General features: G+C 56.7%; 18 protein-coding genes. 8 read left to right on the top strand and 10 right to left on the bottom strand.

Features of this window, described 5'->3' with window-relative positions:
• The first annotated feature begins 38 nt into the window (after positions 1–38).
• Complete coding sequence (locus AAC060_RS00160; RefSeq protein WP_339821460.1) at positions 39–446, top strand: heme-binding protein; 408 nt, start codon at positions 39–41, stop codon at positions 444–446.
• On the opposite strand, the gene AAC060_RS00165 is transcribed toward AAC060_RS00160, so the two are convergent.
• The 8 genes from AAC060_RS00165 to AAC060_RS00200 all read right to left on the bottom strand — a co-directional run bounded on the left by AAC060_RS00165 (position 443) and on the right by AAC060_RS00200 (position 11,026).
• Positions 443–1,651, bottom strand: a complete 1,209-nt coding sequence (locus AAC060_RS00165; protein ID WP_339821463.1) for an MFS transporter — start codon at positions 1,649–1,651, stop codon at positions 443–445. The two genes, AAC060_RS00160 and AAC060_RS00165, sit on opposite strands and share 4 nt — an antisense overlap.
• Positions 1,652–1,668: 17 nt before the next feature.
• A complete protein-coding gene (locus AAC060_RS00170) occupies positions 1,669–2,520 on the bottom strand; it encodes an SDR family NAD(P)-dependent oxidoreductase (protein ID WP_339821466.1) in 852 nt (283 codons plus the stop codon).
• Between the two features lie 15 nt (positions 2,521–2,535).
• Positions 2,536–4,515, bottom strand: a complete 1,980-nt coding sequence (locus AAC060_RS00175) for an NAD(P)-binding protein (protein WP_339821468.1) — start codon at positions 4,513–4,515, stop codon at positions 2,536–2,538.
• Positions 4,516–4,517: 2 nt separating this feature from the next.
• Positions 4,518–4,826: a hypothetical protein gene (locus tag AAC060_RS00180; RefSeq protein WP_339821469.1), complete on the bottom strand. Its 309-nt coding sequence runs from the start codon at positions 4,824–4,826 to the stop codon at positions 4,518–4,520.
• Between the two features lie 69 nt (positions 4,827–4,895).
• Positions 4,896–7,202, bottom strand: coding sequence for a TonB-dependent receptor (locus AAC060_RS00185; RefSeq protein ID WP_339821473.1), 2,307 nt, complete (start codon positions 7,200–7,202; stop codon positions 4,896–4,898).
• Between the two features lie 218 nt (positions 7,203–7,420).
• Positions 7,421–8,254 carry an alpha/beta hydrolase gene (locus AAC060_RS00190; RefSeq protein ID WP_339821477.1) on the bottom strand — a complete coding sequence of 278 codons (834 nt, stop codon included), beginning with the start codon at positions 8,252–8,254 and terminating at the stop codon, positions 7,421–7,423.
• Between the two features lie 139 nt (positions 8,255–8,393).
• Complete coding sequence (locus AAC060_RS00195) at positions 8,394–9,758, bottom strand: MFS transporter (protein WP_339821479.1); 1,365 nt, start codon at positions 9,756–9,758, stop codon at positions 8,394–8,396.
• Positions 9,759–9,814: 56 nt separating this feature from the next.
• The gene (locus AAC060_RS00200) at positions 9,815–11,026 is read right to left on the bottom strand and encodes a class I SAM-dependent methyltransferase (protein WP_339821482.1); all 1,212 of its coding nucleotides are present in this window, start codon (positions 11,024–11,026) and stop codon (positions 9,815–9,817) included.
• A 134-nt stretch (positions 11,027–11,160) separates the two neighbouring features.
• Here AAC060_RS00200 and AAC060_RS00205 point away from each other — a divergent pair, with 134 nt between their 5' ends.
• From AAC060_RS00205 to AAC060_RS00230, 6 genes are all read left to right on the top strand, one after another.
• Positions 11,161–12,357, top strand: coding sequence for an FAD-dependent monooxygenase (locus AAC060_RS00205; RefSeq protein ID WP_339821485.1), 1,197 nt, complete (start codon positions 11,161–11,163; stop codon positions 12,355–12,357).
• Entirely contained in the window at positions 12,354–13,124 is a 771-nt protein-coding gene (locus tag AAC060_RS00210; RefSeq protein WP_339821488.1) for a hypothetical protein, read from the top strand. The genes AAC060_RS00205 and AAC060_RS00210 overlap by 4 nt, the downstream gene beginning before the upstream one ends.
• Positions 13,121–14,602, top strand: coding sequence for an aldehyde dehydrogenase (locus AAC060_RS00215; protein WP_339821490.1), 1,482 nt, complete (start codon positions 13,121–13,123; stop codon positions 14,600–14,602). Before AAC060_RS00210 ends, AAC060_RS00215 begins: the two co-directional genes overlap by 4 nt.
• Entirely contained in the window at positions 14,599–15,087 is a 489-nt protein-coding gene (locus AAC060_RS00220; RefSeq protein ID WP_339821493.1) for a nuclear transport factor 2 family protein, read from the top strand. Before AAC060_RS00215 ends, AAC060_RS00220 begins: the two co-directional genes overlap by 4 nt.
• Before the next feature lie 33 nt (positions 15,088–15,120).
• Positions 15,121–15,669 carry a glutathione peroxidase gene (locus AAC060_RS00225; RefSeq protein WP_339821497.1) on the top strand — a complete coding sequence of 183 codons (549 nt, stop codon included), beginning with the start codon at positions 15,121–15,123 and terminating at the stop codon, positions 15,667–15,669.
• A 438-nt stretch (positions 15,670–16,107) separates the two neighbouring features.
• Positions 16,108–17,061 (top strand): DMT family transporter, encoded by a 954-nt coding sequence (locus AAC060_RS00230; RefSeq protein WP_339821501.1) that lies wholly within the window; start codon positions 16,108–16,110, stop codon positions 17,059–17,061.
• Positions 17,062–17,316: 255 nt separating this feature from the next.
• Here the strand turns inward: AAC060_RS00230 and AAC060_RS00235 are convergent, their stop codons facing one another.
• Together AAC060_RS00235 and AAC060_RS00240 are read right to left on the bottom strand one after the other, a co-directional pair.
• On the bottom strand, positions 17,317–17,508 hold the full coding sequence (locus AAC060_RS00235) for a YdcH family protein (RefSeq protein WP_339821504.1): 192 nt from the start codon (positions 17,506–17,508) through the stop codon (positions 17,317–17,319).
• A gap of 105 nt (positions 17,509–17,613) precedes the next feature.
• Positions 17,614–17,760 (bottom strand): hypothetical protein, encoded by a 147-nt coding sequence (locus AAC060_RS00240; protein WP_339821506.1) that lies wholly within the window; start codon positions 17,758–17,760, stop codon positions 17,614–17,616.
• A 786-nt stretch (positions 17,761–18,546) separates the two neighbouring features.
• Between AAC060_RS00240 and AAC060_RS00245 the strand changes: the two genes are divergently transcribed.
• A complete protein-coding gene (locus AAC060_RS00245; protein ID WP_339823740.1) occupies positions 18,547–19,551 on the top strand; it encodes a rod shape-determining protein in 1,005 nt (334 codons plus the stop codon).
• The last annotated feature ends 83 nt before the right edge of the window (positions 19,552–19,634 follow it).

The following is a 19,634-nucleotide window of genomic DNA, read 5'->3' on the forward strand; positions in this document are numbered from 1 at the left end:
CAAATCTTTGGCACCATTGCACCGAAAAGGAAACCCACATGTTATCGCATAAACCGACATTGAATGCCGCCCTCGCTCGTTCAGCCCTTGATGCTGCGCTTCGCGCTGCAAGCACAAACGGGCTGACAATGTCCGTCGCCGTCGTCGACGACGGCGGCTATCCCCTCTGCCTCGAACGGATGGACGGAGCCGGTCTTTTGACGGCGAAAGTGGCTAGCGAAAAGGCTCGGACTTCTGCTTTGTTGCGCGCGCCGAGCCGGGTTCTGGCCGATCGCGTTGCCGCCGATCCGGCCCTTCTTCGTCTGACCGACTATCTGCCTATGACCGGAGGATTGCCGATTATGGCTGAAGGGCGCTGCATCGGCGCCATCGGCGTGTCCGGCGGAACACCTGAGCAGGACGAACAGACGGGTCAGGCAGGGATCGAAGCCATGCGTCTGGATTAATTCTCCTGTTCTGCAGTCGGTTCGGGAAGCGCGAACAGCGCACCAAACATTCCACTCATCGCGAGGAACGCGCCGGCGGCGACAAGCGCCGTCGGCATACCGGCATAATCGGCCATTACGCCCCAAGTCGCACTGCCAAGTGCAACGCCGCCGAACGCCATCATCTGATAGATCGCAAGCGTGCGCCCGACATGGCTGCGTGCCACCGCAAGCTGCACCGAAACGTTGAAGGTGGAGAGCACCGCCACCCATCCGGCACCGGCTAGCAGGTGCGCGAAAACCGCAATCGGTACAGATCGAGTGAGTCCGAGCAGGAACAGAGGTAGTGCGACAGCCATTACGGCGACGCCTACCAGCGCGCCGATGCCATAGCGGCTTCGAATAGCGATACTCGCTATCGCACCGAACATCGCGCCAACGCCAAAACAGGCAAACAACACACCTAGCAATTGCGCGCCTCCGCCCAGCCTGATCGCAACCAGCGGCATAAAGGCCCAGATTGCGGCTGCACCGAACCCGAATGCAAATGTCCGTAAAAAGAGGTTCCGCACCCGAACTTGCGCGAGCGCATATCCGAACCCGCCGCTGACCATCTGGATAAAGTTTGGCCTATGCCCAGACAGGACACCCGGCCCCTTCCAGCGCAGGAGAACCGCGATTACCCCGGCATAGGAAAAAGCGTTGATGGCAAATGCAACCCCCGCGCCTGCAACGGAGACTATCGCGCCGCCGAGTGCCGGGCCAATACTGCGCGCAATATTATTGCCAAATACATTGGTCGCTACTGCGGAGGATATCTGATTGCGCGGCACCAGTTCGCCTACTGATGCCTGCCAGGCAGGAGCGTGCAGAGCGGTGCCGCATCCGATCAGAAAAGTAAAACTCAAGAGCAGCACAGGTGTCAACATGTCAAGAAGGGCGCAAAGTGCGAGGCCAAGCGACAAGAGCAGCATCAGAAATTGTGCGGTCAACATCACATGACGCCGATCAAACATGTCGGCCAGCGCCCCCGCTGCTACCGCTAAAAGTATCATCGGAAAGTTCGCGGCCGTCTGGACCAGCGCGACCATCGCGGCTGATGCGCTGAGCGATGCCATTGTCCAGCTGATCGCTACAATCTGGATAAAGCTGCCCAGCTGCGAGAGGACGGTGGTCGCCCATATAGCACGAAATGGCGAGTGGCGAAGCGGTCCGGGCCAGCCCATTCGCCGGAATGGCCCGCTCAGTGCATTTCCTCACCGCCCGAGACGTTCATCGCCTCGCCAGTGATATAGCGGGCCTGCCCCGAACACAGGAATGCGCAGGCATTGGCGGTGTCTTCGACCTCGCCGACCCGACCGAGCGGAATCCGGTCGCGCATCGCAGCGAGATAGTCCTCAACGCTCTGGCCGCGCTTCTCGGCCATAAACTCATTCTGCCAGGACCCGAGGCCCGTCGTCACATGATTGGGGCACACCGCATTCACGGTAATCTGCTCGCCACCATGTTCGATCGCCGCCGAACGGGTAAGGCCGACAAGGCCGTGTTTGGAAGCGATATAGGAAGAAGTTAATGCCGACCCCGATTTTGAACCTCGACTTCCGACCGAAACAACTCTTCCGCGTCCCCAGCCTTCTTCGATTTCCTGTTTCTGCATCTGGCGAATGGCATGTTTCATGGCAAAAAACGCCCCGCGCAGGTTAACATTGAGTACCGTATCCCACATTTCTTGCGTCGCATCGACAAGCGGCCCGAACAAATAGCCGACACCGGCATTGTTCACGAGAATGTCGAGCTTGCCATAGGTAGTGACGGCATGGCCAATAAGGGCTTCAACCTGCGCCTCTTCACGCATGTCCGCTTGAAATGTGCTGACATCCGGATTGGTCGCGCGAATTCCCTCGGCGACTTCGGCCATCTCCTTTGACGCGCCGACGCCATGGGCCGGTGCCAATTCGCCGTCGACCTCACCGAGATCGTGGATGACAAGCTTCACGCCATCGGCAGCGAGCTTGCGGGCAATGGCCTCACCCAGTCCTTTGTGGCGACCCGCGCCGGTCACAATGGCTACTTTTCCTTCAAGATCGGGATACATGCCCTATTCCTTTCGTCAGATTTCCATGGCGAGCCGATAGCCCTCGCCCGTAGCACTCAGCGCCATACGTGGAGCCTTGGCGTCGCCAATGCTGTACACGGTGACACCGGCATTCCGGAGCGGAGCGACCAGCGCATCGTTCGGCGTTCGCGCGGTTGCATAGGTGAAAAAAGCGACATCTTCGATCACACCTTCCTCACCGCTATAGATATTTTCATAGGCAATCTCGCCATCTTCGAGACGCGAGGTTGCCAGTGGCCGGACCGACGTGACGATCAGCGCTTTCTTACGGTAGAGCCGGTGATAGATGCCCTGCCGGACAATCAGGGATTCATCGCTCGCCAGCCTTTCCCGCGGCGTGAGGATCACAACCTTGTCAAACCGTTCCATCAACAATTCAGCGGTATCGTAGACAAACGCAGTGCTATCTTCGTCATAGATCACCGCCGTGCCGGAGTTGTGCGCCTTATGATCCAGGAACAGCGCTGCAGCTTCCCGTATATCCGGGACAATGCCCTCGTCCTTCCATTCCTCCGGCAGGCAAGACGGCCACGCGGGAGTAGATCCGGTTGCCAGAACCGCGATTTCCGGTTTGAATGCAAGTACGTCCTTCGCGGACGCGCTATAGCCAAAGTGCATTTGTGCACCATGGCGCTGCGCGGCAAGATGCTGGTAATCGTAAATGCTGCTGACCCCTTCTCCGCCTGGCAAACCGGCATGGAGCTTGGTCTTGCCTCCGGGTTGTTCCGAAGCTCCGAAGATGCGGACCGTATGACCGCGCGCTGCGGCAACCCAGCCCGCCTCCATACCGGCGATGCCCGCGCCGATCACCGCGACACGCTTTGGTTGCGGCGACGCTGCGGGAGTCCAGTCTGCCTCGTCGTCCAAGCCGACCCGGGGATTATTGTCGCACTGTAGCGCACGGCCAGAGGTGATCATGTGCCAGCAGGTATTGCACGAGACACAATAGCGGATCTCGGCTTCGCGCCCCTGTTCCGCCTTGATCGGCCAAGCCGGGTCGGTGATCAGCGGACGGGCGAGCATGACGAGATCAGCGAGCCCGTCGCGAATAATCCGCTCGCCTTCATTCGGATCAGTGATCAGGCCCAGTGCGCCGAGTTGTACACCCGGTGCAGCGGCGCGGCCCAGCCGATGAATGGTTTCGACATAAGGGGTGCGCGGCCCGTGATTGTCAGGGAGATGAGTATAGAGCGATTCCGAATGGCTGCCCCAGCAGTAGGTGAGATAGTCCATTTCTCCATCACGGTGGAGCAGCGCAGTAATGGCCTCAGCCTCCTCGAGCCCGATACCTCCTTCGGAAAAATCTTCCGCCGGCAATTTGGCACCGATCAGAAAATCGGCGCCACAACGCGCGCGTATGCCCTGCATCAGCAGCACCAGTAGCCGCGCCCGACCCTCTAGATCGCCGCCAAATTCGTCCTCGCGGCGATTGGAACGGGCAGAAAGGAACTGATGAAAAATATGGCCATGTCCGGCAGATATCTCCACTCCGGCAAATCCGGCATCAGCCAGCATCCCGCACGAAGTAACGAATTCATCAATCATCTGGTGAACGTCACCGGTCTCCAGCACCTGCGGCACCGTCCAGCTTAGATCGTCAGGAAGTGCCGACGCCCCCCGTGCCGAAAGATTGCGATGTCCGGCGCGAAAACCACGTCCATTGTCTTGGATCTGGCCAATCATCAGACTGCCCTCGCGCGCTACAGCTTCGGCCCAGCGCGGCAACATATCAGCGTTTAAGCCCGAGAGAATCTGGGGGCGGGTCGGAAGCGTCTGCCAGCTCAACATGGCCATAGGCTCGCTGATCAGCATCGCTGCGCCGCCCCTGGCGCGGTTCGCAAAATAAGCGATCAACCGGTCGGTGACGCGGCCATCCTTGGAAAAATGGGTCGACGTAGAGGCATGGACAACCCGGTTGCGAAGTTCCCGGGTTCCGACCTTCAGAGGCGAGAAGAGATTAGGATATGCAGTCACGCTCAATCGGGTTCGTGAAACCGCATCACCCGCTTGATGAACGCCTGGCTCCAGGCCGAACGCTCAGCCTCGCCCTCGGCATCGGGGCGATAGGCCTCGATCTCATCTCGGCTGATAGTTCCCTTTTCATCCAGTAGTCTTTCGATCGTGTCTGCGCGTTCGCGAAGCGCATTCGTCTCCGCCATCAGTTCGAGCAGGAAAGTCATTATCTGGTCGACCGCGGGATCGTCAAAAAAGCGCGAACGCGCGCCTTTGCTGAAACGGGGCAGCTTTACGTCTTTCATTGGTTTGTCGGCGCTATTGTCTGCCATGGAATCCTTGCCCGGGAGAATAGAAAATGGGCGGCATAATTGCCGCCCATTCCCCAATACACCAAAATATTAGAAGTCGTAACGCAAACGCGCCATCCAACGACCCGGATCACTGAGATAAGGGTAGATCAGGAAGGACGTCATATAGAGATCGTCGAAGCAGTTGTTGCATTCGACCCCGAGCGACCAGCCCTCTTCCGAGCGCAACGTAACGCCTCCGTTGAGGACACTGTGCCCCGGTTGAAAGCCCCGTGGATCGTTGGACGTCGAGACCCATGTTGAACTGATATAGTTCCAGTTCACTGCGGGCTGAACCGACAATCCGTTGCCCAGTTCCCAATTGTAGCTGGCACCCACCGTCGAAGTGAATGACGGAGCACGGGTTGGTTCCGCGATCTGCCCGTCGGGGGTGATGATGCTGACGTTACAGGCGGTCACGTCGCCGGTTTGGCAACTCGCCTGCTGCGCACGCGTGATGTCGTTGACGTTTTTGAAGCTCGCGTTTTGCAAACCGAATGACCAGAAGAGGTTGAGCCCGTGAACCGGTGTCGTCGACAATTCTACTTCGAGGCCGTAATTTTCCATGTCGGCGACGTTACGAGTCAAATAAGTGATCGAACCCGTCAATGGATTGAGGCCGCCGCCCGGAAGCTGCTGATCGTAATCGGTAAAGTAAAAACCTGTCAGGTTTACGGTAAGACGACGGTCGAGCCATTGCGAACGGACACCGCCTTCGAACGACCAGATCGTTTCTGGGTAGAAAGCATCTGCGTTGTCAGGCGAATAGGCCCGTGCATTCCAGCCACCAGATTTGAAACCACGCGTTGCCGAAGCAAACACCATGATGTCATCGGCCGCTTGGTACTGGAGAGCAAACCGCGGCGTCCAAACCTTTGAACGCTGCTCGACAGGTATGCCGAGATCGATCAGATCCTGCGTATCAAAGGGAACCGACGATGAGGTCAGTGGCAACGGGTTTGCATTGGGCGAATAGGCGATGGTCTTCCGTTCGTCCGTGTAACGCACACCCGCCGTCAACGTCAAATCCCGCGTCACATGTATGTCGCCCTGGACATAGCCGGCATAAGCTTCGGTATCATTGGTCATGACCCGATCACCATTCACGAACGCCGTTCCACTGGACAGGATCAGCAAGTTCGCGAAGTCTGTCTCGTTGGTTTCATTGATGTAATAAACACCGGCGACATAATCGAGAAGGCCGCCAAAGGCCTCGCCGCTGAATTTAATCTCTTGGCTGAACTGGCTATGCCAGCTGTCGCTCGCCAGCGGGATGCCCGCTCCGGGCGAAGCCGATACGAGATTCACGCCATCGATTACAACGCCGGTTGCGCCGGCCAGACTCTCGGTCAGGAATTCCTGATAAAGATGACGGTAGCCGGAAATCACGTTGATCGTTGCATTGTCGCCCACTCCAACCTCGAGATTCGAGCTGATGGAATAGCTTTCAGCGAGGTTGCCCGCGGTGTTGTCGGCGAGCCGCGATGAAACCAGCCCGGTCCCGAGAGGGGTCTCAGCGCTGATCTTGGTGTAGGTAATCCGCTGATCGGTCGTTGGATCGTAGAAATGCGGAAGATTGGCGTTCGAATTGTGAATATAGTCAGCCGATACATCCCACATGACGTTATCGGACAGATGCGCGCGAACAGCGCCGCGAACGCCCCAATTCTCTTCGCCGTTCAACTGGTCGCCGTTGCTCAGATTGTTCACATAGCCGTCGGACTCGATATAATATCCGGATAGTTTGGTGAGCAGCTTGTCCTCGATCACCGGCACATCGACTGAAGCACGCAGCTGAACGCGGTTGAACCGACCGTAGCCTACCTCGGCAAAACCGCCGAACTCTTCCTGCGGACGCGCCATTATGACGTTAATCGCTCCGCCCGTGGTATTGCGGCCAAAGAGCGTACCCTGCGGCCCGCGCAATACTTCTACGCGCTCGACATCAAACAGCGAGAAATTGTTGGCGCCCTGGCGCGAGACATAAATGTCGTCGATATAAGTGCCGACGGGCGGATCGAAGGTCGAGATCGACTCGGAGTTGGCAAGGCCGCGCATCGAATAGGCGTTGGCAGTGCCGACTGCGGTATTGTGATGGCCGATAAGGTTGGGAACGTAATTCACCAAGTCCAGCGTATTGGTGATCTGTCTGGCTTGCAGATCTTCCGCACCGAAAGCAGACACGGCCAAAGGCACTTCTTGCAGCGACTGCTCGCGACGCTGCGCGGTTACGATGATCTCTTGCGGTGCGTCTGACGCTCCTTCATCTGTAGCGGCAACCTGCGCCCATACCGATGTTGACGAAAGAAGTGTCGCGCTGATCAGAAGGGCGCGCCCCGTAGTTTTGTAATTCATCATTTTAGCCTTCCCTGGTGTACAGATCTTTCTAGATCAAACTCGACTACCATCGTCCATCAAGCTCGAACTGAAACTCATTTGTCCTATTTATATATCAATAATTTTCATAGTCCAATAGTTTTTGTTTCCGAGTGGAATTGACTCAGAATCTTGTTTTTTAACATGAGCTTAATGCGCTCACCGTTGGGCGCTAATAGGGTGGATTCAGCTAGAGAAATTCAATCAGATGAATCAGAAACTGAAAATTGTCTTAGATACGGCAACACGACTGCGCTCCATTCGGCGGCCCGGTCAAGCACCATGCCTGCCCCACCAGCCAGTTCTGCATAGGCCCAATCGGACCGGGTCTTGACGATCTGCTTGCCCCAGGGATAGATCGGGTCCGTCCGGCTCGCGATAACGAGCGTCGGACAGGAGATTCGCGGCACGTCTGCCCGAAAATCGTAGAGCGGGATCACGCTGTGGCCATGTTCCTTCCAGGGACCATGAAGGAAATAGGTAAGTACCGAGATATGGATGGTCTCGTCACTCCAGTCAGGGTCACCCTTCTCCCGAACCCAGGCCCAGCGATCGGTGATGTGGCTGCCGTCGGGTGAAATCGCCTGATTATCGGGGAATTTCCCGATCCGCGATGCTCTCTCTTCCTCGGTATAGAAGGGCGCATTGTCCAAAATCAACGCCTTGACCAGTTCTGGATGCTCGGCAGCCAACCTGCCCGCCGCAAGACCGCCGCCGCGATGGCCGAGAACGATCGCTGGCCCGACGCCAAGCGCCTTCAGTAGCGCAGCCAGATTTGCGGCATAGCATTCGATGCCCGGTTGCATGGGCGGATCCGACATGCCGTGCGCCGGCAGATCAATTGCGATTGCGCGAAAGCCTGCATCGGCAATGATTGGCAACACGTGCCGGAACTGCAGCGACGACCAAGGTGCCTGATGGACGAGCAGCACCGGCACACCCTCGCCGAAACTGCGATAATGGAGCTGTCCATCGGGTCCATCGACATAGCCGCGGCGTTCGCGCGGCAAGGCGGTCATGATGGGAAGGGTCATTGCGTCACCTAATTTCTTTGGCAAAAGAGATCTGCCCTCCTCGACAATAAAATCCCGAGTTTGATTGTCGAGCATCCCTGGACCTTCCGCACGCCACCCATATATCGGTGACTATTTGTGCGATTGGTAAATCAATTAATCAGGCGACAGCGCCCTTGGGCCCGAGCGCCGCAGTGGCCGCCTCCTTTTCGTCCATCGCGGTCGTCAAGACCGTCATTTCCTTGGCGAGTACACGGTAATGTTTGAGGCCGAAAATCATCACCAGAATCGTCGGTATTCCTACAAATAGGACAAAGCCGCAGAGCACGACCCCGATCGACCTTGGATCGCCGGACCAGTCAGTTGCGGCACCGATCAGCGGCGGTCCGAGCAGCGGGCCAACCAACGTGATCACGGTGTTGAAGATAGCAACCGAACGGCTCCGCATCTCGCCCGGTGTAATCATCTGCAACGCGGCGGGGCCACCAGCCGTTGCGGCAGATTTGCCGATGAATGCGATAAACATGGCCACAACGGCCAATTGCGCAGTCGGCATGATCGGATAAAGAGCACTCATCGGAACGGTGATGCACAGGCCGAGGATCAGCGTATACATCCCACCCATATCACCATCTCGGCCCAGCCGCTTGCTCGCCCATAACGCGAGCGCGGTCCCAAGCGGGCCGGCTGTGAAGTAAAATAGACCGGTGACCGCACCGGTTGTCATCACGTCCCAGCCATATACGCGCGAGAATAAAGGCACATTCCAGAACGTCAGCGTCGCCATCGCAAAATTACATGTCGCACCGGCAAACAAGACGCCAAAGCCCTTCCACCGATCAAGCATGTAGCGCACAGCGCTGATCTTCGAGCCGCCTTCTGCGTTGGCTGCGATCGTGTCGGTCTTGGGAGGCTCCTTGATTGTCATCAACAGTAGCGCGAACAAAATTCCCGGAGCGCCCACCATGAGGAAAGTCATCTGCCATGGTGCGAACATATGCCCAAACAGCTCAACATCGCCAACGTCGTGCAGCGCGGATACCAAAACCCCGCCAGCGAGAAATGCCATACCGGCCCCGAGATAGGGCCCGGCCATGTAAAGGCTGATCGCGCGAGCGCGTTCGCCGCGCTTGAAATAGTCGCTGATGATCGACACCGAACAGGGACTGACCACCGCTTCACCAAGGCCCAGACCGAGCCTGAAAATCAACAGCGGCAGGAACGACATCGCGAAGCCGCTCATCGTTGTCATCGTGCACCAGATCACGAGACCCACGATCAGCAGCCATTTGCGGCTCCACCGGTCAGCGAGCAACCCCAGGGGAATCGCGACCGCGACATGAAAGATGGAAAAGGCCGGGCCGAGCAGCAGCCCAATCTGAAAATCGCTAAGCCCCATCATTTCCTTGATCGGCTCGACCACCAGCGAGAGAATGAACCGGTCAAAATAGGAAAGAATGAAAACGAGGAGAAGCAGAACCACTACATACCAGCGATACCAGCCACTGTTTCGATCAATATTCACTAAGCATTCCTTACCAGGGGCGCTGACGCGCGTTTCGTTGAGATTCGTATATCGCCCTAGGACGGAAGGCTGCTGCCGAAGACATACCAGGCACCCTTGCCATGGCGCGGGCGACCGGGCTCATCCCAGCCGAACGCCTTTGCCCGGTCGGGATAGGTACCAAGATCAGGCAAGAGATGGGCAAAATTTTCGGCCGCGCCAAAACCGGCCTCTTCCAAGAGGACAGCGGGGTCCTGCGCCCGGAAATTGGTATAGTTTGGCTCGTTATTATGCTCGGTATCCCAGTTCCAGAAGAAATCTTCCCAGGCATCGACAAGGCAGGTTGCGGGCAGTTCCTGATGGACCATGATGCCCCCTGGCCGGAGCAGGCGGCGGCACTCCTTCAGCACTTTCCGGGTCGCGTCGACCGTGATTTCGTGAAAGAAAAAGCTCGAAACGATCAAATCAAAATGCCCGTCCGGAAAATCAAGAGCTTCGGCATTTTGCTGGCTGAGGTGGAGAGCGATACCTTCATGTTCCGCAATAGCATGGCCGTAGCGCAAAAGCGGCGCGGCGACATCGATGCCATGCGCTTCCGTGCCGGGAAAGGCCTCGACATAGGGCACAAGATTCTTGGCCGATGAAGTCCCGATATCAAGGATGCGAACTGGCGCGAAATCAGGACGTTCGTGCTTTAGCCAACGACTGATTACTTTCGCGACGCCGCCCCAACTGCGATGGCTCATACTAGCAGAAAAGACACGTGCGCCGAGGGAAACAACCGCTCCCTGAGCCACATCATCTTCAACCCACTCACTGTGAAAGCAACCCGGCGTCAGATGGACATCAAGCTGGGATACATAATCGGGAATGGCCAGTGATGGATCGAGCTTCAGTGAGCCCCCGGCCGGATTGCGTTGTATCGCAGCCTTGGCCACGTCAATCATTCCGGGTAGCGCGCGCTCGATCGGCTCTTGAACCGACTGAAAACACATTTCCTGCGCATTATAACGAAGCGTACTATAGAAACGATAGGAGGCTTCGTCCTTCATCACCTCTTCAATCGCCACCGCATCCCGGATCAACTCACCCTTGGCTTTGTGTGCCGGTGCGACACGCTCGTCAAAATCCTTGCGGACCATTTCGGGCATTTCCTGGATAGCGAAACGGCGAAGCGCACTACAAAAACGTTGTCGACCCCGCTCCTCGAGATTCGACTCGGGCAGCGCCTCAATGTCCGGGATGGCCGAGTTTTTATGCTTGAACAGCGCGTCTACTGTACTGACCATCAATCTTCCTATCGAACCCCGGGATGCCGTATTTCGTGAATGCCAAATCTTCCTTGCGATTTTCGCGGCTTGTAATTACAGCTGCTGAATAGTCTTATATCTAAGACAAATCAGATTGCAAGAGTTTGAACAAGATGAAACAGGTAAAACCCATTATAATCGTAGGTGCGGGGCCCGTAGGTCTTACAGCAGCCATGTTGCTGCAGAAACGAAAAATCCCGTTTACCCTTTACGAAGCAGAGCCGGAATTGCCCGATGATCTGCGCGCATCGACCTTTCATCCGCCCACTCTCGACATGCTCGAAACGCTCGGAGTCGCTGCGCCGCTGGTTGCGCAAGGGCTGGTCAGTCCAACCTGGCAGGTCCGCATGCATCCAAGCGGCGAACGCGCGGTATTCGATCTGAGCGTAATCAGCGATGCAACGAACCATCCCTATCGGCTCCAGTGCGAACAATCCAAGCTTTGCCGGATCATGCTGGACATGCTGATAGCCGAAGGCGCAGATATCCGCATGGGCGTCAAAGTGGAAGGCGTAGAGCAGGACGATCACGGCGTCCGCGTCGCGCTGCGCGATTCCAAAAACGAGGCAACAACCGATGAAGCCGACTTCCTTATCGCCGCTGACGGCGCACGTAGTGTGGTTCGCTCGGCGCTTGGTTTTCCGTTCAAGGGCAAAACCTATCCCGAAACGACTATTCTTGCGACGACGCACTTTCCCTTCGACGAACATCTCGAAGGGCTTTCCAACGTCAACTATGTCTGGAAGGAGGGCGGCACGTTCAGCCTGCTCCGCCTGCCGGACCTGTGGCGCTGCAGCCTGTACCCGGACGGCGAAGAGAGTATCGAAGACGCACTGGAACCGGCGAGCATCGAACGCAAGCTGCAGGAGATCGTGAAGGTCGACGGCGGCCACAAGGTCGATCAAATCCGTCCCTATCGCATCCATATGCGGATCGTGGACGACTATCGGTCCGGCCGAGTACTACTCGCCGGTGATGCCGCGCACCTCAATTCGCCATCTGGCGGGATGGGCATGAATGGCGGCATTCACGATGCTTTTGAACTGGTTAATACGCTTGAAGAGATACTGAACGGGGCGGCCTTGGACCGGCTTGATCGCTATACGCGCCGACGGCGGCCCATTGCGGAACAGGAAATCCTCACCCAAGCTGATCGTAACCGCGCGCGCATGCAGGAACGCGATCCGGCCAAACGACTTGAATCGCTCCAGGCATTGCAACGCACGGTCGCCGATCCGGATGCCGCGCGCGAGCACTTGCTACGCAGCTCGATGATCGCTGGCTTGCGCAAGGCGGCAGAAATCGCATGACCGGGCGGCGGTACGATTATGGCCGGGACGCGATGATCGGCATCGGCACGCCCCAGGCCAACCCTACGGTTGAGGCGGAAATGAGGATTATATTGCCTCCCGCCTGCGCCCTTGTCGTCAATCGCCTAACAAGTGCTTCGAACGATCCGATGGAGCGGCTGCGCGACTATATCGAACGGCTGGAGACGAGCCTCGAGGATTTCGATACGCTGCGCCCGGATGCCTATGGTTTTGGCTGCACCGGCTCGTCTTACATGATCGATACGGATGCAGAAGCACGCATCGTCGAACGGATCCAGGAGCGGCTCGGTTATCCCGTAGTCACTGCTACCGCCGCGATCCGCTGGCAATTCGCTAAACTGGGCATAAAGCGTATAGCTCTCGCCTCCCCTTATCCGCCCGCTTTGTCGGAAGCGGCTAGCGCCTATTGGAGCGGCGCTGGTTTCGATCTCGTTGAGGTTCGCCGGATCAATACGGGCAGCGCCGATACTCGCAGCATCTATACGCTGGGCAGTGAAGACGCGCGACCAGCCGCGGAGGCGATGTCGGGGCTCGACGTCGATGCGGTGCTGCTAAGCGGCACCGGGATGCCCTCACTGGCCCTTATCGACGACGCCGGCAGCAACGGCCCGGCCATATTTTCCTCCAATCTTTGCCTTGCCAACCGCTTATGTGACCTTGTCGGCCTGCCGGTGCCAATAACCTCCGAATGGCGCGAACGCCTTGCCGAAGCCTGCGAACCAACAAAAGGAAAACCTGTCCGATGATAACCGCACCCACTGCCATTATCGACGGAGAACCCGTCGCCGGAACCGGCGCGCCAATCTCCGTTATCGATCCCGCGACCGAAGAGGTCATCGCTGCAATCCCGGACGCCGAGGACGCACTGGTCGACCGCGCTGTCACATCTGCGCGCGCAGCGTTTGAACGCGGCGAATGGCGGAATATGAGTGTCGCCGAGCGCCAGAAGATATTGCGCAGCTGCGCCGATGCGATCGATGCGGCTGCTGATGAAATCGCCGATCTCGAATGTGCGAACACGGGCATACCCTATAGTCAGGTTCGCGGTCGACAGGTCGGTCGTTCCGCCGACAATTTTCGGTTCTTCGCAGACTATATCGGCCAAATGACGGCTGAGCTCTACGAACAGGATCCGAACTATCTGACCTTTGTCCGGCGCGAACCGGTAGGCGTAGCGGCGCTTGTTTCCCCTTGGAACTCACCAATCACGCTGGGCTCGATGAAAGTCGCGTCGGCTATCGCCTTCGGCAATAGCTGCGTGCTGAAGCCTGCCGAACAGGCACCTTTGGCACTCTCCAAACTGGTTGAAATCATCCAGTCCGCGGGCCTGCCCGAAGGTGTCCTGAACCTTGTTAACGGCAATGGTGCGACGGCGGGCAACCGGCTGGTGCGTCATCCCGACATTGACTGCATTTCCTTCACCGGCGGTACCGAGACCGGACGAAGGATCATGACTGCGGCCGGAGAGAATCTGAAACCGACGATCATGGAACTCGGCGGCAAGTCCGCGAATATCATTTTCGAAGACGCCGATTTCGAACAAGCATTAGACGGTGCGTTGATCGGTATCTTTACCAACAATGGCCAGCAATGCTTGGCTGGCTCGCGGATTCTCGTTCAGCGCAGTATCGCCAAACGCTTTATCGAAGCCTTTGTCGAACGGGCCAAGGGAATCAGGGTCGGATCTCCGCGCGATGCGGCCACCGAAGTGGGGCCGCTCGCCTCAAGACGCCATTATGAGCACGTGATGAGCTTCGTTCCCGAAGCGAGTAAAAATGGGGCCAAATTGCTGGCTGGCGGCAAACGCCCTCCCGCATTCGACAAGGGCTTCTATTTCGAACCGACCATTGCTTTGGTCGAATCCAATGACGACCGTCTGTGTCAGGATGAAATCTTCGGGCCATTCGCATCGGTGCAGATCTTCGATACTGCAGAAGAAGCCTATGCCATCGCCAACCGGTCCCGTTTCGGTCTGGTCGGTTATGTCTGGTCGCAGAATATCGCCACCATCATGGAGGCGCAGGCAAAAATCTCGGCGGGCACGGTCTGGTGCAACACACCAATGATGCGCGAATTGCGCGCGCCCTTCGGCGGCTTTCGCGAGTCAGGTGTTGGAGCCGAGGGCGGTCGCGCAGCAGAATCTTTCTACATGCACCAAAAAACGGTCAGCATGCCATGCAAGCCGTTGACCCTTACAAAGCTTGGCGAGGGTCAAACGGCGTGACGACGCTACATGACGAGATTTCGGCTTTTCTCACTGCTTATTTCGAGGCGTGGAACGGCTATGATGTACCTGCCATGCGTTCATTGTGGGACGAGCGCGAAGAGAATGCGACCTATCTCGCCGAGGAATGCGAACCGCACCACGGATGGGACGAGATACTTGCCTATTGGGGAGTCGACCGCACGAAATCCGAACGACTACTTACCTGGCATGATCTTCATGTCACCCAGGCTAGCAACGATGTCGCGATCGCCTTCTTCCATGCGAACTGGAGTACCTATATCCCGGGCAACCGGCTCTATCCCAAACCGTTTGGCGGGCCGGTCCGGATTACGATGGTGCTGCGCAAGACGGCAGCGGGTTGGCAGGCCATCCATTATGCTGAATCTCCACTCGCCTCGATCGTCCAGCTGCGCGAAGCCCACGAAGCGGCGGTCGACCCTGCGCTCCATGAGAGACTGGCCGCCAAGGGCATCCGTTACTGAGCGGTTCCTCCACAATCAGAAAGAAGACCGAGCATGACAACTGCCATTCAAACCATACCGCTAAAGATGATCGATGGCAAAGAGACTACGCTTGCTGACTATGCAGGCTCCGTTCTTCTCCTCGTCAACACTGCCTCGAAATGCGGGCTCACCCCTCAATATGAGGGCCTTGAATCATTATATCGCGCGAACAAGGACAAGGGATTCGTCATTCTCGGTTTCCCGGCCAACAATTTCCTCGCTCAAGAGCCTGGCACCGAGCAGGAAATTGCCGAATTTTGCACGCTGACCTATGATGTCACCTTTCCGATGTTCTCGAAAATCAGCGTCGCCGGCGATGATCGCCACCCGCTCTATACCGCGTTAACCACTGAGCAACCCGAAGCCGCGAGCCCCAATGGCAATGCCATGCGCGAGCGTCTAGAGAGCAAAGATATACCGATCTGGGATGCGCCCGAGGTCCTGTGGAATTTTGAGAAGTTCCTCGTCTCACGCAAGGGCGAAGTCGTTGCCCGGTTTGCACCGGACACGCCGCCTAACGATCCAGCTATGGTTGCCGCTATAGAGAGCTATCTCGCATAGCAAATATTTCATCAATATTCTCGTTACCGATTTAAACCTCTGCATCTTTCGTTCTCTTCAAAGAAATGGATGCTAATCCTGTGCTAGATCGTGGGCCGCCGTGTCAGTGACATACTCCGCGATGATACCCAGCTTTCCGAAGACCGTGCCAGTTGGATCGCATCTCATAATTCGTGATCCGCGTTAGGGAATTTGCAGGATATCGAGAGGGAGAGACCCGTCCGCTACGGCCTGCGTCGCGCACCACCAATCCCATGTTAAAACAAACCATTTGCTGCCGGGTATGCCCAACGGGCTATGGCCAAAGCGAAGACAAGCGGCCGGAGGGTTGCTTATCCTAGCGGGTGTCATAATAGGCATCGTGTCTCAAGCAACGTGGCATCGGCAGACATGTCTTCAACCGGTAGGCCAGGCCGACAGTCATAATATCGAGTTTCCATGACCAATTCACCGCAAGCCTCCCGGATCCGAAGAACCGGCCTAGCGATATGGTCGAATGCCTATATCCTGCTTTCGTTCACGGCATTATTCTGGGCGGGCAACAGTATTGTCGGGCGGGCGGCGCGGGACCTGACTCCTCCTGCAGCCCTGTCCTTCTGGCGCTGGAGCCTGGCATTATTGCTTTTGCTCCCGCTCGCGTGGCCACATCTGAAGCGGGACTGGCCGACATTGAAAGCGAACTGGAAAATCATGCTCTTCCTGGGAACACTGGGCATCGGCGCGTTCAACACGCTGCTCTATACCGGCCTCCAAAGCACGACCGCGCTCAATGCGATGCTCCTGCAAGCGGCCCAGCCGGCCCTTATCCTCATCATGGCCGCCATATTGATGAAAGAGCGTACCAGCACCCGGCAGATTGCCGGGGTGATCATATCGCTGGCGGGCGTGCTTGCGATTATCTCGCGGGGAAACGTGGCCACGCTGATGAATTTCAATCTGAACCGAGGCGATGCGATCATCGCCTTTGCGGTATTGCTTTGGTCGATTTATACCGTGGCGCTTCGCCGCCGCCCGGCCGTCCACCCGCTAAGTTTTCTCGCCGCAACCCTGATGATCGGCGTGGTCGTTATCGCGCCATTTTATGCAGCAGAAATCGCCAGTGGACATTTGATTGTCGCCTCAAGGAACAGCGCGCTCGCTATTGCCTATGTGGCGATTTTTCCGTCCTTCTTCGCCTATCTTTTTTTCAACCGAGGAGTCGAACTGATCGGGGCGGCCTCGACCGGGCAATTCCTGAACATTCTGCCGGTCATGGGAGCAGGCCTCGCCATGCTGTTTCTCGGCGAGCAACTATATATATTCCATATGGCGGGAATTGCGCTTATTTTCGCTGGCATATTTGTGGCAGGGAAAAAACAGGTCTTACCGTCCCTGACCAAGGTTAAGCGCTAGTGCCTGCCCACTGGACAAGACAATCGCTCGGGATGTTTCGCCCGCTTAGACCGTTCACGATCTGATTTCCCGGCCACCGGCAATATTGCACCGCCTTCATTTTCCCAGTTCGCGATTGCCACGCGAACCAGTGCGGACGGCCTGAATATTGACGGCCTGCAATCATCCCTATATTGTACCATCATCGTCATATTCCTCATTCACATTTGTACTCCGGGTGACGGAGCCACACGAAATGGCTCCGTCGTGTCACTGTCAGGAAGCGGGCACAGCCGGACTGTTTGATGCCGCTTCGATACGAGCGATCTGATCCTTGATCGACAGCTTCAATTTCTTCAGCTCGCTGATCTTTTCGGGATCCTGACCCGGTGACTTTTGTTTTTGCGCAATCTTGCGATCAATAACGTCGTGCTTTTTCCGGAGCCGACGCAGAAATGATTTGGACATATTGTCCTCCGTTAAAGTTGAGATGTTCGACAATGTGAATTCGTCGGACAGGAGCTGCCAGAGGAGGTAGAGAGCGGCAGCCCCTGCCCTGTGGACCAAATACGGCTAGGCCATTTTTGGCTGTCCGGATTTCATACTGCCGGGCATTTTCCGCTGGAGCGCACCGGATACGCTATTGTCTACTTCGGAAATTGCCTTTTGCTTCTTGGGTTTTCTCGGTTCCCGGTTTCCTGATTTATTCTTCTTTGCCATTTTATTATCCTGTCGATTACGTTCATATCAAAGAGCTGATGCTCCTGCGGATATGCGCCTGACCCGGATGGCAATGCCACATTCCGGATCAGGCCAGAACAATCGGTTCGGGTGGATAAGGTCGTATTTTTCTGTAGTTCATTGGTGATATCTCCAGCATCGGATCGGAGGCCTTTTACCGGTCAGGGACTACCAGCCGAGATTAAGGCTTCCTCCTCGTCGCGTGCGTCACATGTTCATGCTCGTTTGGATCAAGGCCATTATCGAGAGGGTTATCGAAATCGCGAATATGCCCATGATGGCGCGCAATTGGCCTTCGCCAAGCGAGGGAGTCCGCGAAGAAATCTGCGCAGCATGAGTCCTGTGTGCTGCCATATCCTGTATCATTTTCCAGTCCTTTTAGCGCGCGACCAATCACCACCAGCTCGCACTGGTCCGTGTTTGTCAGCGCGATACGCCAGCGAAAAGCTCCGCAAGAATTGCAGCGATTGCTTTTCACATATCGATTATTGAGAACGCAGACGGCTTATCGAAAGTCTTGGCTGCGGTGAGCGTCAAAGACGCCTGTCCCCGGTGCCGGAAGACTCTTGTCTCCCGATCGGGGCGGGCTAGAGTGTTAGCAGTTTTTCCATGCTACCAAGCCAGAGAGATGATGGTTTCTTAGCCATGCCCTCAAGATAGGATGGGGATTTTTTTAGTCAAGCCGGGTTCCGGAATATAACTGCCCACGATGCCCCTATCACGAATAATGCTGACAGCTTCGCTGATGCAGTCTAAAATCCGTTGATGTACAGAATCCTGACCAGAAAACATAAGCCGGACATCGCCATTGATCTCGGCACGGCTAACACGCGTATCATGACGGCGGCGGAGGGAATCGTTTTTGACGAACCGTCCTTATGCTGTTTTTCCGGTGATAGCGGCAGGAAAAAGCTGGTCGCGGCAGGGCTTGAAGCCAGAAAAATGCGCGGTCATGACTCGGCGGACCTGACGATCATCCGGCCGCTTAGCTACGGCGTTCTGAACGATATCGATGCTGCGCGGATATTCCTCGGATATGCCATTCGCTCCAGCATAGGCAAGCTGCCCAGAGGGGGCGTGACCGCTACTATCGGCGTTCCGACCGACGCCACCAGCGCCGAACGCAATGCCTTGATGACTGCGGCGCGAGACGCCGGCATATCTTCGGTAACCTTGGTCGATGAAACGATCGCGGCGGCCCATGGCGCCGGAATCGAGATCGACGGCCCGACGGGCGCAATGGTCGTCGAATGCGGTGCGGGAGTCACCGAAGCGGTTGTGCTGTCGCTGGGAGGCCTATGTGGCCGCGTCGCTATCCGGAAGGGTGGCGACAGTATGGACCAGTCGATTATGGACCATCTCCATTTCAAGCATAAATTCCTGATCGGGCAGAATATGGCGGAGCAAACAAAGCTCGAACTGGTCGAGCAGATGGTCACCGATGTCACTGGTGCCGGATCTATCGAGGTCAAAGGACAGAATATGGCAACCGGTCTGCCCGAGACCAGAACCATTCCGGTTCAGGAACTGGCCGTCCTGGTGGGCAAACATATTGATGCAATCGCCGATATGTCGGCCAATCTTCTGGGTGATACAGCGCCCGAACTATGCGACGACATCTATTCCAACGGGATCATATTGACCGGCGGTAGCGCGGCAATCAATCTGATTGGCCAGACGCTGACCGACAGGATCGGCGTTCCGGTCACCATCGCGGATCAGTCCAAATCCTGTGTCGCCTATGGGCTGCACAGTGCGTTGCTTCACTAGCGCTCGAACCACGTTTGCGGCGGATTGACAACATCACCGGGCTCCACCATATTCATTCGATGGCCATGACCATTCCTCTCGGG

Origin of the sequence: uncultured Parasphingorhabdus sp., assembly GCF_963975555.1 — a bacterium.
Lineage (GTDB): Bacteria > Pseudomonadota > Alphaproteobacteria > Sphingomonadales > Sphingomonadaceae > Parasphingorhabdus.

Coding starts and splice junctions, on each gene's coding strand:
- AAC060_RS00160 (WP_339821460.1), top strand. CDS start 39: ATGTTATCGCATAAACCGACATTGAATGCCGCCCTCGCTCGTTCAGCC.
- AAC060_RS00165 (WP_339821463.1), bottom strand. CDS start 1,651: ATGGGCTGGCCCGGACCGCTTCGCCACTCGCCATTTCGTGCTATATGG.
- AAC060_RS00170 (WP_339821466.1), bottom strand. CDS start 2,520: ATGTATCCCGATCTTGAAGGAAAAGTAGCCATTGTGACCGGCGCGGGT.
- AAC060_RS00180 (WP_339821469.1), bottom strand. CDS start 4,826: ATGGCAGACAATAGCGCCGACAAACCAATGAAAGACGTAAAGCTGCCC.
- AAC060_RS00185 (WP_339821473.1), bottom strand. CDS start 7,202: ATGATGAATTACAAAACTACGGGGCGCGCCCTTCTGATCAGCGCGACA.
- AAC060_RS00190 (WP_339821477.1), bottom strand. CDS start 8,254: ATGACCCTTCCCATCATGACCGCCTTGCCGCGCGAACGCCGCGGCTAT.
- AAC060_RS00200 (WP_339821482.1), bottom strand. CDS start 11,026: ATGGTCAGTACAGTAGACGCGCTGTTCAAGCATAAAAACTCGGCCATC.
- AAC060_RS00205 (WP_339821485.1), top strand. CDS start 11,161: ATGAAACAGGTAAAACCCATTATAATCGTAGGTGCGGGGCCCGTAGGT.
- AAC060_RS00210 (WP_339821488.1), top strand. CDS start 12,354: ATGACCGGGCGGCGGTACGATTATGGCCGGGACGCGATGATCGGCATC.
- AAC060_RS00215 (WP_339821490.1), top strand. CDS start 13,121: ATGATAACCGCACCCACTGCCATTATCGACGGAGAACCCGTCGCCGGA.
- AAC060_RS00225 (WP_339821497.1), top strand. CDS start 15,121: ATGACAACTGCCATTCAAACCATACCGCTAAAGATGATCGATGGCAAA.
- AAC060_RS00230 (WP_339821501.1), top strand. CDS start 16,108: ATGACCAATTCACCGCAAGCCTCCCGGATCCGAAGAACCGGCCTAGCG.
- AAC060_RS00235 (WP_339821504.1), bottom strand. CDS start 17,508: ATGTCCAAATCATTTCTGCGTCGGCTCCGGAAAAAGCACGACGTTATT.
- AAC060_RS00240 (WP_339821506.1), bottom strand. CDS start 17,760: ATGGCAAAGAAGAATAAATCAGGAAACCGGGAACCGAGAAAACCCAAG.
- AAC060_RS00245 (WP_339823740.1), top strand. CDS start 18,547: ATGTACAGAATCCTGACCAGAAAACATAAGCCGGACATCGCCATTGAT.